Consider the following 16,036-nt stretch of genomic DNA (forward strand, 5'->3'; position numbering starts at 1 on the left):
TACATTACTTTGAGAAAGCTATTTGTACTATTCCTAATAATTACTGTTGCTTGTAAACCAGAATCAACAAAAAAGAATAACGATTTCACTACACTGTTTGAAACATCTAACGGAACAGAAACTCCTACATATCAAGAAGTAATTTCTTTTTATGAACGTTTAGCTGAAATATATCCTGAAATTTCTTTGTTTGAAATGGGTAATACAGATATTGGGAAACCTTTACATTTAGTTGTTTTCAATGCCGATGGAAAAACCAATATTAAAACACTCAAGAGCTCTTCAAAAAATAGAGTTTTAATTAATAACGGTATTCATCCTGGAGAATCTGACGGGATTGATGCATCAATGTTACTATTAAGAAACATTGTTCAAAATGACTCTTTAAAAAACAAATACAAAAATTCTTTAATCTGTGTTATTCCTGTCTACAATATAGGTGGTGCGCTAAACAGAAATTCACACACAAGAGCCAACCAAAATGGCCCAAAAGAATATGGTTTTAGAGGAAATGCTCGTAATTACGATTTGAATCGTGACTTTATTAAACAGGATACCAAAAACGCCGCCACTTTTGCTGAGATTTTTCACACTATAAATCCCGATGTTTTTATTGACAATCATGTAAGTAATGGTGCAGATTATCAATATGCTATTACACATTTATTCACACAGCATAATAAATTGGGAGGAAAACTTGGTGAATTTATTGAAACTAAAATGCGTCCTGAAATAGAACAGTCTTTGGCTGAGAAAGACATTATTATTACTCCTTATGTAAATGTTTGGGGAACAACTCCAGAAAGTGGTTGGTCACAGTTTTTCGATTCACCTAGATATTCTACTGGCTATACTACCCTCTTCAATACCTTAGGATTAATGGTTGAAACTCATATGTTAAAACCGTATAAAATTAGAGTAGAACAAACCTATGAACTATTATTTTCTACTTTAGATTTTTCTGAAGAAAACAGCGGCAAAATAAAAGGTTTGCGAAAAAATACTGTTGATGTAATCATAAACAAGAAAACATACCCCATTGTATTTACAGTTGATAAGAATAATCCTACAGCTCTTGATTTTAAGGGGTATGAAGGAACTTTTATAGACAGTAAAGTTACCAAAGGAAAACGTTTGTTTTATGATAGAACAAAACCTTACAATAAAAAAATTTCTTATTATAACAACTTTATTCCTACCAAAGAAATCACCATACCTAAAGCCTATATATTAGAACAAGGTTGGCATAATGTTGTAGATCGATTACAAAATAATAAAATTGAATTTACTCGTTTTGATAAAGATACCTTATTAACTGTCGAAGTTCAACACATCAAAGAATTTGAAACTCGAAAAATGGCATACGAAGGTCATTATTTACACTACAATACTGAAGTGGCAAGAACAGAAAATCAACAAATTGATTTTTCTAAAGGAGATATTTATATTCCTACAAATCAAACAGGAATACGTTATATAATAGAAACCTTAGAGGCTGAAGCTCCTGATTCTTTCTTTAACTGGAACTTTTTTGATACCATCTTACAACAAAAAGAAGGATACTCTTCTTATGTTTTTGAAGATATTGCTGAGGAGTTTTTAAACAACAACCCTATTATAAAACAAGAGTTTTTAGAAAAACTAAAGTCTGAAGACAATTTTGCTAAGAATCCGCAAGCACAGTTGTATTGGGTTTACAAAAAAACTCCACATTACGAAAAAGCACACAAGAAATTACCAATTTACAAGTTATATTAATAATTTTTTAACCTCTTAATTACATTTTCATACATTTGTTGTTGATTAGGAAATTAATCTAAATGAATAAAGAACCCTTAAAGTCTGTTTGTGAGCAGAATAATTTTAACGAAATTTTTAATCAGCACTCACAAACATTAAGAAACTATATATACTATAAGTGCGGTGATACTCAGCAAGCTGAAGATATCGTACAAGAAGCGTATATAAAATTATGGAATAATTGCTCTAAAGTTTTTTTTGAAAAAGCAAAATCTTATCTATATACTGTAGCTAATAACCATTTTTTAAATGATGTAGCTCATAAAAAGGTTGTATTAGAACATCAAAAACAAAGTGTTTCTTCTGGTAAAACTAATGAAACACCTCAATTTCTTTTAGAAGAAGAAGAATTTCACACAAAATTAAAAAAAGCAATTGCCGACTTACCAGAAAAACAAAGAGAAGTTTTTTTACTCAGTCGAATAGACAAGAAAAAGTACAGTGAGATTGCAGATATAGTTGGAGTTTCTGTGAAAGCAGTAGAAAAAAGAATGAGCAAAGCTCTGCTTACTTTAAAAGAGCAAATAGGTAAAGTCTAATAAAAAGTAATATTTGTAGTAGGGTAATTAGTCTTTTACTTGTTTTTAATACAAATAGCACGAATAATAGGAAATGAAAATAAATTATAAAGATGAAACTTTTTTAGCCAGATGGATAGCCAATGAGCTATCTGCTGATGAATTGAAAGAGTTTCAACAATCCGAAGTTTATCATCAATTCAAAGCTATTGATGATGCTTCACAATTATTAAAAACTCCTTCTTATAATAAAGAAGAAGCTTTTAATAAAATAAAAACAAACTTAGAGCCAGCAAAAACTAACAAAAAAGTAGTAAAATTAATTCCTACTTGGATGTATGGTGCAGTTGCCTCTATAGCATTGTTGATTAGTTTTTTATACTTTAATTATAATACAACTGATTTTTCAACAAATTATGGAGAACAACTAACAATTACTTTACCTGATAATTCTAAAGCACATTTATCACCAAAATCTGAAATAACATACAAAAAAAGAAATTGGAATGATAAAAGAGAGTTATCATTAAAAGGTAAAGCTTATTTTGAAGTAGAAAAAGGTAAGTCTTTTACTGTAAAATCAAATGAAGGTAATGTAACTGTGCTAGGAACTAAGTTTACTGTAAATACTTCTGAAAACTATTTTGAAGTTAAATGTTTCGAAGGTAAAGTAAAAGTTACTTCAAAAAATAAAGAGGAAGTTATTTTAACTAAAGGTAAAGCCTTCAGAAACTATAGTAACTCTAGTGAAAAATGGGAGTTTGTAGATACTACTCCTTCTTGGATAAAAGGTGAAAGTTCTTTTAACAACACCCCTTTACATCAAGTTATAAAAGCTTTAGAAAATCAATTCAAATTAAAATTTGACGCTTCAAGAATAGATACCTCTCAACGTTTTACAGGTACTTTTACACATGAAGATGTTAATATAGCATTGCAAACTGTTTTTGCTCCTATGAAAATTTCTTATAAATTAGCAGAAAATAGTTCAGTTGTATTGACATATAGTAAATGAAGATAAAATTAAGTATACTTTTTATATGCTTAGCGATGTCTATTTTTTCTCAAGAAAAGGTAGACATTTCTTTTATTGATACACCTTTGTTGGATGTATTAAAAGAAACAGAAACCAATTTTGGCGTAAAGTTTTCTTTTAATACAGAGATAATTCGTGGAAAAAACTTTTCTTTTAAAAAGAAAAAATGTGAGCTAGTATACCTTATAGGTGAAATTGAACGCCAAACTCCTTTAATTTTTAACCAAATTAATGAGCGTTATTATTACATAACTAAAAATTCTAATTTTAAACTTAATGAGTACAATCTTTTAAAAGAGATACTTGTAACAAACTATATTACCTCTGGTATTAATAAAAAGAAAAATGGAGCTATATCCATACTTCCTAAACAATTAGGTGTTCTTCCTGGTTTAACAGAACCAGATGTGTTAGAGAGTTTAAAAATTATTCCCGGTGTTCAAAGTCCTAACGAAACAGCAGCAGGTATTTATATAAGAGGTGGTACACCTAATCAAAACTTGGTTTTGTGGGATGGTATAAAAATGTATTATTCTGGGCATTTTTTTGGAATGATCTCTGCTTTTAACCCATATACAACCAAAGAAGTTACCTTATCTAAAAGTGGTACAGGTGCCAGATATGGAAATAGAGTTTCTGGTGTTATAGATATTAAAACAACAGAAAAAATACCAGAAAAAATCACAGGAAATTTTGGTTTGAATATGACGCATGCTGATGCTCTTATTACTGTTCCATTTTCAGAAAAAACTGCACTTTCTTTTTCAGCTCGAAGATCTTTTTCTGATGTTTTAAAGACATTTACTTTTGATAAGTTGTCTATGCGTGTTTTTCAAACATTTGATGATAATCAAGAGAACCAAATTATAGATAAAAGTATTAAGTTTGAAAGAGATAACGAATTTAAGTTTTCGGACTATACTACCAAGTTTATATACAGGCCTAATGAAGATGAGTCTTTAAGCATTAGTTTCTTACACACAAGGAATCAAATGTTTAATGATTTTACAATTCCAACATACCAAGATAAATACAATGACAAATTAGATATCGATAATACTGGTATAAGCGCAAACTGGAAGAAGCAATCATCTGAAAAAAAGACCCACAGTATAAAAAGTTATTTTTCTAGTTTTCACTTAGATTATGTTGGTAACTACAATTACATAGATGATTACCTTATTTTATTGTCTTCAAAAAACAACTCATTAACTGATTTTGGTATTTCATATAACATGAACTACTCTTTTAATGATAGAAAAGATTTATTTTGGGGTTATGAATTTACATCAACCAAAGCTGCTTATGAATTAAAATATTTAGCTGACGTAGAAGGTGAAAACCGATACTCTTCAATACAAAAAGATAAAGGAACAAACAACACTCATTCTATTTTTGCTGAATATTTATACGATAATGATGATTGGAATATAAACTCTGGAATTAGATTTAATTACTTTTCTAAAATTGACAAGTTTGTTTTAGAGCCTAGGTTATATTTTGAGAAAAAACTTGCTTCAAACTTAAGTATTAAAGCTTCTTTTGAACAAAAACATCAAACATTAAGTCAAATTATAGAGTTTCAAACCTCTAGTTTAGGCTTTGATTTAGAAAACCAAATATGGGCTCAAGTTAATAACGACGATATCCCTCTTCAAAAAAGTTTGCAGGTTTCTACTGGAATCCTTTTTAATAAAGATAATTGGAAAATAGATATTGAACCATATTATAAAAAAGTTAGCGGTATGACATCGCAAACAAGTGGGTATAATGATCAAACTGATGACTTTTCTAATGGTAAGGGCAAAGTATATGGTATTGATTTACTAATTAATAAAAAAATTAACAATTACAGAACTTGGGTTAATTATTCATACACTAAAAATAGATTTAAGTTCTTAGATTTAGAAAACAAGTTTTTCCCTGCAAATCACGATATTACTAACTACTTTTCATGGTCTCATGCCTACAAGTTAAATAATTACGAATTCTCTCTTGGATGGATTTATAGAACTGGTAATCCTTACACTGCTGTTAAAGAGTTTTATACTGATGACGATGGGGCTCCTTACATTAACTTAGACTCAGATAATATCAATGCTCTTAGACTTCCTAATTATAGTCGAATAGATGCTTCTATGACCTATTCTTTTAACTTTTCTAAAAGATGGAAAGGTAAATTGGGAGTCTCTTTACTTAATATATTCAATAATAAAAATATTTTAAGTAGAACCTATAACGCTATTCCTATTAGAAACTCAGATAATGAAATTGAATATAAACTAAAAGAAGTAGATAAAATGTCTTTAGGAGTAACTCCTAATTTTGTTTTCAGGATTCGTTTTTAACTAAAAAAGACTTTACAAAATGTAAAGCCTTTTTCTTATAGTTTAATAGTTTCTATATTGTTTTGTTTCTTCAAAAACGTGTTCTAGAATTTGTTTTTCTCTCTCATCGAACTCAATACCTCGTCTTTTCATTACTACATCGGCTACCTCAAAGACTTTATTTGTTTTATATTCAGTAAATCCTGAAGCTCCTCCCCAACTAAATGAAGGAACAAAATTTCTTGGAAACCCACTGCCAAAAATGTTCGCAGAAACACCAACAACTGTTCCTGTATTAAACATCGTATTAATTCCGCATTTTGAATGATCTCCCATCATTAATCCACAGAACTGTAATCCAGTTTTAGCAAAACGACCAGTTTCATAATTCCATAACTTAACTTCAGCATAGTTATTTTTAAGGTTAGAATTATTACTATCTGCTCCTATATTACACCACTCCCCTAATACTGAGTTTCCTAAAAACCCGTCATGTCCCTTATTTGAATATCCAAATAATACTGAATTGTTTACCTCTCCTCCTACTTTGCAGTAAGGACCTAAAGTGGTAGCTCCATAAATTTTTGCTCCTAATTTTAATACTGAATTTTCACACATAGCCAAAGCTCCTCGCACAACTACCCCTTCCATTATTTCAGCTTTCTTACCAATATAAATTGGTCCAGTAGAAGCATTTAACGTAGCAAAAGTTAATTTTGCTCCCTTTTCTACAAAAATGTCATTTCTATTAACACAGTTAACAGTTTCAGGAATTGGTTGTGATTTTCTTCCTTCAGTAATTAAATCAAAATCAGCTCTAATTGCTTTATCATTTAATGAGAAAATATCCCAAGTATTTTTTATTTGAATTATATCATCTTCAAACTCTATGTGCTCATAAGAAGAAAAATCTACTTCTTCTTGAGTATCGGCAGCATAAAAAGCAATTACATCCTCACCTTTAAAAATAGCTTGATCAGCTTGCAGGTTTTTTACCATTTCAACCAAAGGCTTAGTTGGCAAGAAAGAAGCATTTAACAATACATTTTCTTCCATTTCAACCATAGGGTATTTTTCTTCTAAATACTCTTCCGTTACAGTTGTAGTTGTTAAACCTAAATATTTTTCCCACTTTTCTCTAATGGTTAAAATCCCTACTCTAATATCGGCTACTGGTCTCGTATATGTAAATGGTAATAAGGCTGTGCGTACATCACCATCAAATAAAATATAATTCATATTAATCATTTTTTGAAGCATCACAAACTTACCACTTTCAATTCATTTTACAAGTCAAAATATAAACCTTACTTTTGTTATTATACATTCTTCAATATGTTACTATGAAAAAAATTTTAGGATTAATTTTAATTGGCATTGCTCTTATAGCAGCGCTATACTATGCTTTTATTTATTTTGTTCCTTATAGTGAAGGTGTTCGCTCAGGTGAACTCATTAAAATTAGCTATAAAGGTGTAGTAGTAAAAACTTGGGAAGGCGAAATTAGCCAAGGTATTTCTGGGGCACAAATTTTTGCCTTTTCTGTAGAAGACAACAAAAAAGAAGTTATAGAGAAACTTCAAGAATACCAAGGTCGCTATGTAAAAGTTACTTACAAAGAGCGTTTTGGAACTTTCTTTTGGTTAGGTGACACAAAGTATTTTATAACTCATGTTGAAGAAGAACAATCTCCTCACTTTAGAGGAATAAGAAAAGATAATGAACAATAATATTTATAGAAATATAGAAGATACCCGCATTACTATTTCTGAGTTAATGCTTCCTTCTCATGCTAATTTTAGTGGTAAAATTCACGGAGGATACGTTTTAAAGCTAATGGATCAAATTGCATTTGCTTGTGCCTCTAAACATTCAGGAACCTATTGTGTAACAGCATCTGTAGATACCGTTAATTTTATAAACCCTATTGAAGTAGGCGAATTAGTTACCATGAAGGCCTCTATTAATTATGTTGGAAAAACTTCAATGGTAGTTGGTATACGTGTGGAAGCACAAAATATACAAACAGGAAAGACCAAGCACTGTAATTCCTCTTATTTTACTATGGTTGCCAAAAAGGATAATGGTGACAATGCCAAAGTTCCTGGAATTATTATTAATGATGATAATGAAATGCGTCGCTTTCTAGAAGCTATCCATAGAATTAAGATGAAAAAAAATAGGCAAGAGAAGTTTGATAATGATAATTTTACTGCTCAAAACTACATCGAAGAGCTTAAAAATTATAATGTGAAGATTGAGTTATAACAATGCCTGAAATTATAGATTTAAGTCAAGATATTTTTGACGGGATGCCTGTTTATAAAAGTCTTCCACAAGTTAAAATGTCTGTGCACAATACCCATGAAGAATGGGACGGAATTAAAAATCCTACTACTAAAACTCCTGCTGTATATAAACTAGAAATGGGAGAGCACACAGGAACTCATGTTGACGCTTTAAACCATATGGCTGCTAAACATGAAGGAAAATCGATAGATACTATGCCTCTTAGTATGTTTTATACTGAAGGTATTTGTTTAGATTTTTCTCATAAAAACTTACAGGAATTAATTACTTCTGAAGAAGTTAAAGAACAGTTAGAAAAAGAAAAACTCAGCATAAAAAAAGGTGATACTGTTCTTATTTGTACAAACCACTACGCTAAACATTTTAATACTGAAAACTGGGGAAAAGGTCCAGGTATTACAGCTGAATGTGCCACTTGGCTTGGAGAACAAAAAATTGCTGCTTTTGGTGTAGAAACTATGTCTCCTGGTGTTCCTAAAGTATCCAACAAAAAAGTACATCATATTTGTGGAGAAATGGGGTTTACTCATTATGAAAACATGATAAACCTTGATAAATTAATAGGCAGAGGCAGATTTCGCTTTATAGCCTTACCTTTAAAAATTAGAGGAGGAACAGGATCGCCAGTAAGAGCGGTCGCTATTTTTGAATAAAACATTCTACTTTTTAATTTAACTTTTACTTATCCATATAACTGTGTAGTTATATGGATGATGTATTATTGGCCTACTTCCTTATAACCATATTTTTACTCTTCATTTCAAGGAAAAATATATCATATCTACAATATATAACCTATAGAAAAAGAGGGAAAACCCCTCCTTTAAAACCATTCTTTTGCATTCTCCTAAAAAACAAGTCTCAAAGTAACTTTGTAAACTAATAATCAACTCATTAACTTAAAAACACTGTAATGAAAAAACTAACTATTGTAGTAATCTGTTTACTTATGACTAATTATTTGTTTTCACAACAAGTAAACATTAAGTATAACGTTAACAACCACACCTTATCAGGTAAATTAAACAGAACCCCTATTTCTTCAGTTATAAAAGAGCTTTCTAAACAAAACTTTCTTTTATTTATAGTTGGAGATAATAAAAAATTTAATGTCACAGGTCAATTAGCAAACACACCTGTTGATCGTGCCCTTTCAGAAATCATTCCTTCTAACATCAAATACTTTTATAAGATAGACTCTAAAGAGGGAGAAAAAAATATGATTTCTAAAACTACTAACAATTTAGTAAGTCTAAAAACTTCAATATTACTCTTACCAAAACAAACAAATGATAAAAACAAAAATATAGACAAAAACAAGCCTAAATTGGGAGTCAGTACTAACTTACTTCAAGTAAAAAGAATTAACACTTTTAAGAACATAAAAAAAGTTAAAGATCCTTTTAAACCTAAAAATGTAAGGTTTAGAGGTACTACAGCGATGAGTAAGTCTGGAGGAATTAAACCTGCTTCTGCTAGGAGTATAAGAAAAATTGACAACCTATCTCCTGAACTTAGATTACAAAACAAAAAAAACAGAGCCAGTAAAAAACACTTAGTAGTAACATACAAAATTACCAACAACGGAATGACTCCTGTTTCAAAAACTGAAGTAGATGGTAGTTACTCTTTACCAACTGAAGAATCTGGAGATTGGGCCATCATTGGCTTAGATGGTAATAATACTGTGCTTGCTGAAACTTTTGAAAATCCTCTTAGTTATAGAACAATTTTTGCCCCTAAAAAAAGTGATCATAAAGAGTTCACCGCAAAAGAAGCTTATGTTTCTGTAAAGATGCCTATTAAATACAAATCTAAAGTAGCTTCAGAAAAATTAGATTTAAAACTAGTTAAGTTTAAAGATGTTTCTAAAGCTAAAAATGTTTTACAAAGAGTAAATAGGAAGCAATTAAGAAAAAGTGATTTAAACTCCTCTTTTCAAATCGTAAGAACAGCTCCTAAAGCTGACTTTTCTAAACTGAAAAAAATTACTAACCAATAATCAGAAAAAATGAAAAACCTACATAAAACACTAATAATATTAATGACCTTTCTAGCTGTTACGGCTTATTCACAAACAAAAAGCACCTTACTTTATAACGGAAGTTCAGCATCAAAATTTGATATTGTATTCATGGGAGATGGATTTACTTCATCCAATCAAACTGAATTTAATAATTTAGTTGCTGATTATTTTAAAGCAATGTTTACCCATGAAAATGGTAATTTAGACAATGTTTTATCTGAACTACAAGATGCTTTTAACGTGTACAGAGTAAATCTAAACTCAAGTCAATCAGGCGTAACTCAATACACATGTGACAATGACGACTGTAGTAACAATCCAGCTAGTAGTAGAAATACAGCCCTAAACTTTAGATACTCAGGATGTTGGAATTGTTGTTGGATGTCAAAATCTGGAAACACCGATACCAAAATTAACAACGCTTTAAGCACAGTTGGTTTATCTGGTGCTGATTTTGTAGTAGTTATCTTAAATGAGTCTGGTTTTGGAGGTTGCTCTTATGGTAAAGTTTTATCTATTACCAAATCTACTAGTAACAATGTATTATTACATGAATTAGGGCACTCCGTTGGTAAATTAGCCGACGAATATTCTAGACCTGGTTGTTTTAGTGGAACCAATCCTTCTGCTGTTAATGTTGATAAAAATAACAACCCAAATAAATGGAATAAATTTGCTAGAAGTACTGTAACTACTGGATCGCCATCTGAATATAATGTAGATGGATTTGAAGGTGGACGCTATAATACAACGTGTATTTACCGTCCTTCAACCAATAGCACAATGAGAGGAAACACCAACCTTTTTAATCCACCAAGTTATAACGAATTCTGGAAAAGAAATAAATCAAAAAGTAATTACAATTTTAACAAACCAATAGTAGGTAATTTTCAAGGAAATAGCTATAACGATGTGGTACTTCACTATGGAAACTATATTGCAGCCTACCCTACCGAACACCCAAAAGGTTTTACAGGTAGTGGAGCAAACATAACGCGTCCCGCTAACTCTTATGTAACCACAAAAAGGGTTAAAGGTCCAGGTGGCACATGGTATGTATCTTCAAAAGACAAGTTTTATGTAGGAGACTTTACTGGTGATGGCTACGATGACTTACTTGTATTCTATCCTAATAATCAATATTCAAGATTAGGAATATTAAAATCAACTCCTGACGGGTTTGAATGTGTTAAAAAGATATATTACAACCTTCCTGGTTGGCAGATGCGTAATGGTGATGAATTTTTTATTGCTGATTTTAACGGAGATGGAAAAGATGATTTTTACATTTTTAATGCTACTAACTGGAATCAAGGGTATATGGGAATGTTCAAGTCAACTGGTAGTAACTTTTCTTATGTTAGAAGGTATGATAAATATTTACCTGGTCATTACATGAGTTCTACTGATAAGTATTTTGTAGCCGATTATACAGGTGACAACAAAGAGGAATTGGTATTATTCAATACAAGTTCTAAAGTTACCAGAATGTTTAAATCTACAGGTAGCTCACTAACAAAAACCAAAGAATATTTTGCTAGTTTACCAGGCTGGACAAGCAAATCTGGTGATAAATACCATATTGCTGACATTAATGGAGACGGAAAAGATGACGTCTATATTTTTAATGGTACAAACTGGGGACCTGAATATCTATTATTACTGAGGTCTGACGGAAACGAATACAAGTATATTAAAAGATATAATGATGCCTTACCAGGTTGGAATATGAATAACCGTGATAAGTTTTATGTTGCTGATATTAATGGTGATGGAAAAGATGATTTATATGTATTCAATAATCAAGATTGGTCCACTCAATACTTAGGACGTGTAATTACCAATGGTAGTACAGTAAGTGTAAACTATCAAAGCGACTGGATTGGTGGCTGGAATCTTGGAAGTAGTGATAAATTAATTGTAGACAATCGCAAAACAGGAAAAGACAACTTATTTATACACAATACTAACTGGTTTGCTTACATGTGGCCAGGTTCATCTAACATGTACATAAAAGGAATGTATAAAGATTATATACATGCATTTAAGTATCATGATTATGGATGGTATTAATAAGTAATTTTATAAAAAAAAGAATAACACGGTTAATTTTATCCGTGTTATTCTTAATTTTAAAAACTATAAAGTCTTTATTATGAAACATTTTGCTTTATTACCTTTAACTTTCCTACTTCTTACTTTAAACTGTAAAAATTATACGTCTAAAAAATCACAAAGCGATTTTAACTCATCACAAAGTATTTCTAAAACACAAGATTATTATTTCACTGTTAATTTTGAATTTACAAAAGAGGATTACCAACTGATTTCGAAGTCTAAAAATGAAGGTAATTTGTTATTTGATGTTCAAATTCCTACGGATATGTTTTTAGTAGCGTATAAAAATGAAAAATTATTCTTTTACAATGAATTGAATGATCCACTGACCATAAGACCTGTCGGAGAACGAGAGATAGAAAAAACTATAGAGAGTGGCTCAGAAAACATCAATTTACCTAAAAAATTTGCTCAAAAAAGCAATATCAAACAACTTGAAATCTATATTTATAAAGTAAATGGATATATAGAAGACTTTGACACCCAAGTTTATTCAAAAGAAAAAATCAAACAATTAGAAAAAGAAGAGCTTATTGAAAAAAGGTACATCATTGACGCTAAGCAATTAGTTAACTTTTTAAACCAATAAAAAAATCCGAAGTTTATTAAACTTCGGATTTTATCTATTTTAATTCTAAAACGCTTTTACTTACTCAAGTACATTTTACGTCTTGCGTACAAATCGTAAAAGGCATCGTCTCTTAAACTTTCAATAAATAAGATGCTTTCTCCAGTAGATTTCATTTCTGGTCCTAAGTTCTTATTTACATTCGGGAACTTATTAAAAGAGAATACAGGTTGCTTAATTGCAAAACCTTCTAACTGAGGGTTAAAATCAAAATCAGTAACTTTCTTCTCTCCTAACATCACCTTAGTAGCATAATTTACATAAGGTTCTTTATAAGCTTTTGCTATAAATGGAACTGTACGAGATGCTCGTGGATTTGCTTCAATGATATATACTTTGTCATCTTTAATTGCAAACTGAATGTTTATTAATCCAACTGTATCAAGCGCTAAAGCAATTGTTTTAGTATACTCTCTAATTTGTTCTAATACTAACTCTCCTAAGTTAAACGCTGGTAAGGTAGCATTTGAATCTCCTGAGTGAATTCCACAAGGCTCAATATGCTCCATAATTCCGATGATGTATACATTTTCACCATCACAAATTGCATCTGCTTCTGCTTCAATTGCTCCTTCCAAGTAGTGATCTAATAATAATTTGTTATTTGGAATCTTACGTAATAAGTCTACAACGTGCTCTAATAACTCTTCTTTATTAATCACAATTTTCATTCCCTGTCCTCCTAATACATATGATGGGCGTACTAAAATTGGAAAATCTAATTCATCAGCTAAAGCTAAAGCTTCATCTGCATTTTCTGCTACTCCAAACTCAGGATAAGGAATATTGTTTTCTTTTAATAAGCTAGAGAAACTTCCACGATCTTCCGCTAAGTCTAACGCTTTATAACTAGTTCCTAAGATCGGAATTCCGTAACGTTCTAGCTTTTCAGCTAATTTTAAAGCTGTTTGTCCTCCTAACTGAACTATAACTCCTTCTGGTTTCTCATGTTTAATGATGTCGTAAATATGTTCCCAGAAAACTGGCTCAAAGTATAATTTATCTGCCGTATCAAAATCGGTAGAAACTGTTTCAGGGTTACAGTTAATCATAATAGTTTCGTAACCACATTCTTTCGCTGCATATACACCATGAACACAACAGTAATCAAATTCAATTCCTTGACCGATTCTGTTTGGTCCTGAACCTAATACGATTACTTTTTTCTTATCAGATACTACACTTTCATTTGACACAGAAACTTCACCTTCAGCAGTTTCAATTTCACTTTCAAAAGTAGAATAGTAGTAAGGAGTTTGTGCTTTAAACTCAGCAGCACAAGTATCTACTAACTTGTATACACGTTTTATTTTTAATTCTTCACGTTTTTTATACACTTCACTTTCTAAGCATCCTAACATGTGAGCGATTTGACGATCACCATATCCTTTTTGCTTAGCCTCTAATAATAGTTCTCTATCAAGTGTATCAACAGTATATGTAGAAATTTCTTTTTCTAACATATATAACTCTTCATATTGACGTAAATACCACATATCAATCTTAGTAATTGCGTGGATTTTACTCAACGGAATCCCCATTTGAATTGCATCATAAATAGCAAATACTCTATCCCAAGAAGCGTACTTTAATTTATCTATAATCTGGTTATAGTCTTTATAACCTTTACCATCTGCTCCAATTCCGTTACGTTTAATTTCTAACGATTGTGTTGCTTTATGTAAAGCTTCTTGGAACGAACGTCCAATCCCCATTACTTCTCCAACCGCTTTCATCTGTAAACCTAACGTTCTGTCAGAACCTTCAAACTTGTCAAAGTTCCAACGAGGTATTTTTACGATTACATAATCTAATGTTGGCTCAAATAAAGCTGAAGTAGACTTAGTAATTTGGTTATCTAACTCATCTAAAGTATAACCTGTTGCTAATTTCGCAGCAATCTTTGCAATTGGGTATCCAGTTGCTTTTGATGCTAATGCTGATGAACGAGATACACGTGGGTTAATCTCAATCGCAATAATATCCTCTTTCTCGTCTGGTGAAACCGCAAACTGAACGTTACATCCTCCTGCAAACTCACCAATAGAACGCATCATTTTAATTGCCATGTCACGCATTTTTTGGAACGTTTTGTCCGATAATGTCATGGCCGGAGCTACTGTAATAGAATCTCCTGTATGGATTCCCATTGGATCCATGTTTTCAATAGAACAGATAATTACAACATTATCATTATCATCTCGTAATAATTCTAACTCGTATTCTTTCCATCCCATCATTGCCTTATCAATCATTACCTCATGAATTGGAGAAATCTCTAATCCTCTTGATAATGATTCTTCAAATTCTTTTTCATCATATACAATAGATGCTCCTGCTCCTCCTAAGGTAAACGACGCTCTAATACATAATGGAAATCCGAATTCTTGTGCTATTTCCTTTCCTTTTAAGAAAGATGTTGCAGTAGCTTGAGGCGCCATTGGCACGCCAATTTCTTCCATTAATAAACGGAACTTATCTCTATCTTCTGTAATATTAATAGCGTCTATATCTACTCCTATAATTTCAACATCAAAGTCTTCCCAAATTCCTTTTTCGTCGGCTTCAATACAAAGGTTTAATGCAGTTTGCCCTCCCATTGTAGGTAAAACAGCATCAATTTGTGGGTGTTCTTTTAAAATTTGAACAATAGACTTCGTGTTAAGCGGCAACAAGTATACATGATCAGCCATCGAAGGGTCTGTCATAATTGTTGCAGGATTCGAATTAATTAAGATGGTTTCAATTCCATCTTCTCTCAAAGATCTTAACGCTTGAGAACCTGAATAATCAAATTCACATGCTTGACCAATAACAATTGGTCCTGATCCAATAATTAAAATCGATTTAAGGTCTTGTCTTTTAGGCATTTTAGTCTGTGTTGTGTTGTGGTGTAAAAATAAAAATTGTTTGGTTATAAAAAAAGGCGATACTTAATAGTAACGCCTTTAAAATATTAACAATAGTTAATCATTATTTCTTTGGTCTTGATTCAGATGAAACAGACAACTTCTTTCTTCCTTTTGCTCTTCTTCTAGCTAATACTTTACGTCCATTAGCAGAAGCCATTCTTTCGCGGAAACCGTGTTTGTTTCTTCTTTTTCTCTTCGATGGTTGGTACGTTCTTTTACTCATTACAGTATATCTTAAATATCTTCTTTAAAAATGTTTTGCTTTTGTGAAATTCCGTCTGCTAAAAGCGTGGGCAAATATACAACAGTTTTTCAGTCTGACAAACCCTTATTTTATTTTTTTTAAAAAAAAGTTTGTTTG

At 31.1% G+C, this 16,036-nt stretch carries 13 protein-coding genes; 10 read left to right on the top strand and 3 right to left on the bottom strand.

Features of this window, described 5'->3' with window-relative positions:
* Nucleotides 1–9 precede the first annotated feature (9 nt).
* From VCM48_RS03070 to VCM48_RS03085, 4 genes are all read left to right on the top strand, one after another.
* Entirely contained in the window at nt 10–1,758 is a 1,749-nt protein-coding gene (locus tag VCM48_RS03070; protein ID WP_482271571.1) for a M14 family metallopeptidase, read from the top strand.
* Nucleotides 1,759–1,820: 62 nt separating this feature from the next.
* On the top strand, nt 1,821–2,339 hold the full coding sequence (locus tag VCM48_RS03075; protein WP_482271572.1) for an RNA polymerase sigma factor: 519 nt from the start codon (nt 1,821–1,823) through the stop codon (nt 2,337–2,339).
* Nucleotides 2,340–2,412: 73 nt separating this feature from the next.
* Nucleotides 2,413–3,333: a FecR family protein gene (locus VCM48_RS03080; RefSeq protein ID WP_482271573.1), complete on the top strand. Its 921-nt coding sequence runs from the start codon at nt 2,413–2,415 to the stop codon at nt 3,331–3,333.
* Nucleotides 3,330–5,702 carry a TonB-dependent receptor plug domain-containing protein gene (locus VCM48_RS03085; RefSeq protein ID WP_482271574.1) on the top strand — a complete coding sequence of 791 codons (2,373 nt, stop codon included), beginning with the start codon at nt 3,330–3,332 and terminating at the stop codon, nt 5,700–5,702. The genes VCM48_RS03080 and VCM48_RS03085 overlap by 4 nt, the downstream gene beginning before the upstream one ends.
* 42 nt (nt 5,703–5,744) lie before the next feature.
* Here the strand turns inward: VCM48_RS03085 and VCM48_RS03090 are convergent, their stop codons facing one another.
* A complete protein-coding gene (locus VCM48_RS03090) occupies nt 5,745–6,920 on the bottom strand; it encodes a GlmU family protein (protein WP_482271575.1) in 1,176 nt (391 codons plus the stop codon).
* A gap of 104 nt (nt 6,921–7,024) precedes the next feature.
* Here VCM48_RS03090 and VCM48_RS03095 point away from each other — a divergent pair, with 104 nt between their 5' ends.
* From VCM48_RS03095 to VCM48_RS03120, 6 genes are all read left to right on the top strand, one after another.
* Nucleotides 7,025–7,411 carry a 6-phosphogluconate dehydrogenase gene (locus tag VCM48_RS03095; RefSeq protein WP_274640022.1) on the top strand — a complete coding sequence of 129 codons (387 nt, stop codon included), beginning with the start codon at nt 7,025–7,027 and terminating at the stop codon, nt 7,409–7,411.
* Nucleotides 7,401–7,949 (top strand): acyl-CoA thioesterase, encoded by a 549-nt coding sequence (locus VCM48_RS03100; protein WP_440121755.1) that lies wholly within the window; start codon nt 7,401–7,403, stop codon nt 7,947–7,949. Before VCM48_RS03095 ends, VCM48_RS03100 begins: the two co-directional genes overlap by 11 nt.
* A gap of 2 nt (nt 7,950–7,951) precedes the next feature.
* Nucleotides 7,952–8,644, top strand: coding sequence for a cyclase family protein (locus VCM48_RS03105; RefSeq protein ID WP_099214230.1), 693 nt, complete (start codon nt 7,952–7,954; stop codon nt 8,642–8,644).
* A 260-nt stretch (nt 8,645–8,904) separates the two neighbouring features.
* Nucleotides 8,905–9,993, top strand: a complete 1,089-nt coding sequence (locus VCM48_RS03110) for a hypothetical protein (protein WP_482271576.1) — start codon at nt 8,905–8,907, stop codon at nt 9,991–9,993.
* A gap of 9 nt (nt 9,994–10,002) precedes the next feature.
* Nucleotides 10,003–12,090 (top strand): M64 family metallopeptidase, encoded by a 2,088-nt coding sequence (locus VCM48_RS03115; protein WP_274640025.1) that lies wholly within the window; start codon nt 10,003–10,005, stop codon nt 12,088–12,090.
* A gap of 82 nt (nt 12,091–12,172) precedes the next feature.
* A complete protein-coding gene (locus VCM48_RS03120) occupies nt 12,173–12,724 on the top strand; it encodes a hypothetical protein (RefSeq protein WP_482271577.1) in 552 nt (183 codons plus the stop codon).
* A 56-nt stretch (nt 12,725–12,780) separates the two neighbouring features.
* On the opposite strand, the gene carB is transcribed toward VCM48_RS03120, so the two are convergent.
* Nucleotides 12,781–15,633 (bottom strand): carbamoyl-phosphate synthase large subunit, encoded by a 2,853-nt coding sequence (gene carB / locus VCM48_RS03125; protein WP_482271578.1) that lies wholly within the window; start codon nt 15,631–15,633, stop codon nt 12,781–12,783.
* 103 nt (nt 15,634–15,736) lie between these two features.
* Nucleotides 15,737–15,898: a 50S ribosomal protein L34 gene (rpmH, locus tag VCM48_RS03130; RefSeq protein ID WP_028891113.1), complete on the bottom strand. Its 162-nt coding sequence runs from the start codon at nt 15,896–15,898 to the stop codon at nt 15,737–15,739.
* Nucleotides 15,899–16,036 lie beyond the last annotated feature (138 nt).

The sequence above is a fragment of the Tenacibaculum sp. DPLXC6 genome (assembly GCF_056815515.1).

Bases quoted from the DNA above. Each gene is read 5' to 3' on its own strand.
- VCM48_RS03075 (WP_482271572.1), top strand. From the start codon at position 1,821: ATGAATAAAGAACCCTTAAAGTCTGTTTGTGAGCAGAATAATTTTAAC.
- VCM48_RS03080 (WP_482271573.1), top strand. From the start codon at position 2,413: ATGAAAATAAATTATAAAGATGAAACTTTTTTAGCCAGATGGATAGCC.
- VCM48_RS03085 (WP_482271574.1), top strand. From the start codon at position 3,330: ATGAAGATAAAATTAAGTATACTTTTTATATGCTTAGCGATGTCTATT.
- VCM48_RS03090 (WP_482271575.1), bottom strand. From the start codon at position 6,920: ATGAATTATATTTTATTTGATGGTGATGTACGCACAGCCTTATTACCA.
- VCM48_RS03095 (WP_274640022.1), top strand. From the start codon at position 7,025: ATGAAAAAAATTTTAGGATTAATTTTAATTGGCATTGCTCTTATAGCA.
- VCM48_RS03100 (WP_440121755.1), top strand. From the start codon at position 7,401: ATGAACAATAATATTTATAGAAATATAGAAGATACCCGCATTACTATT.
- VCM48_RS03105 (WP_099214230.1), top strand. From the start codon at position 7,952: ATGCCTGAAATTATAGATTTAAGTCAAGATATTTTTGACGGGATGCCT.
- VCM48_RS03110 (WP_482271576.1), top strand. From the start codon at position 8,905: ATGAAAAAACTAACTATTGTAGTAATCTGTTTACTTATGACTAATTAT.
- VCM48_RS03115 (WP_274640025.1), top strand. From the start codon at position 10,003: ATGAAAAACCTACATAAAACACTAATAATATTAATGACCTTTCTAGCT.
- VCM48_RS03120 (WP_482271577.1), top strand. From the start codon at position 12,173: ATGAAACATTTTGCTTTATTACCTTTAACTTTCCTACTTCTTACTTTA.
- carB (WP_482271578.1), bottom strand. From the start codon at position 15,633: ATGCCTAAAAGACAAGACCTTAAATCGATTTTAATTATTGGATCAGGA.
- rpmH (WP_028891113.1), bottom strand. From the start codon at position 15,898: ATGAGTAAAAGAACGTACCAACCATCGAAGAGAAAAAGAAGAAACAAA.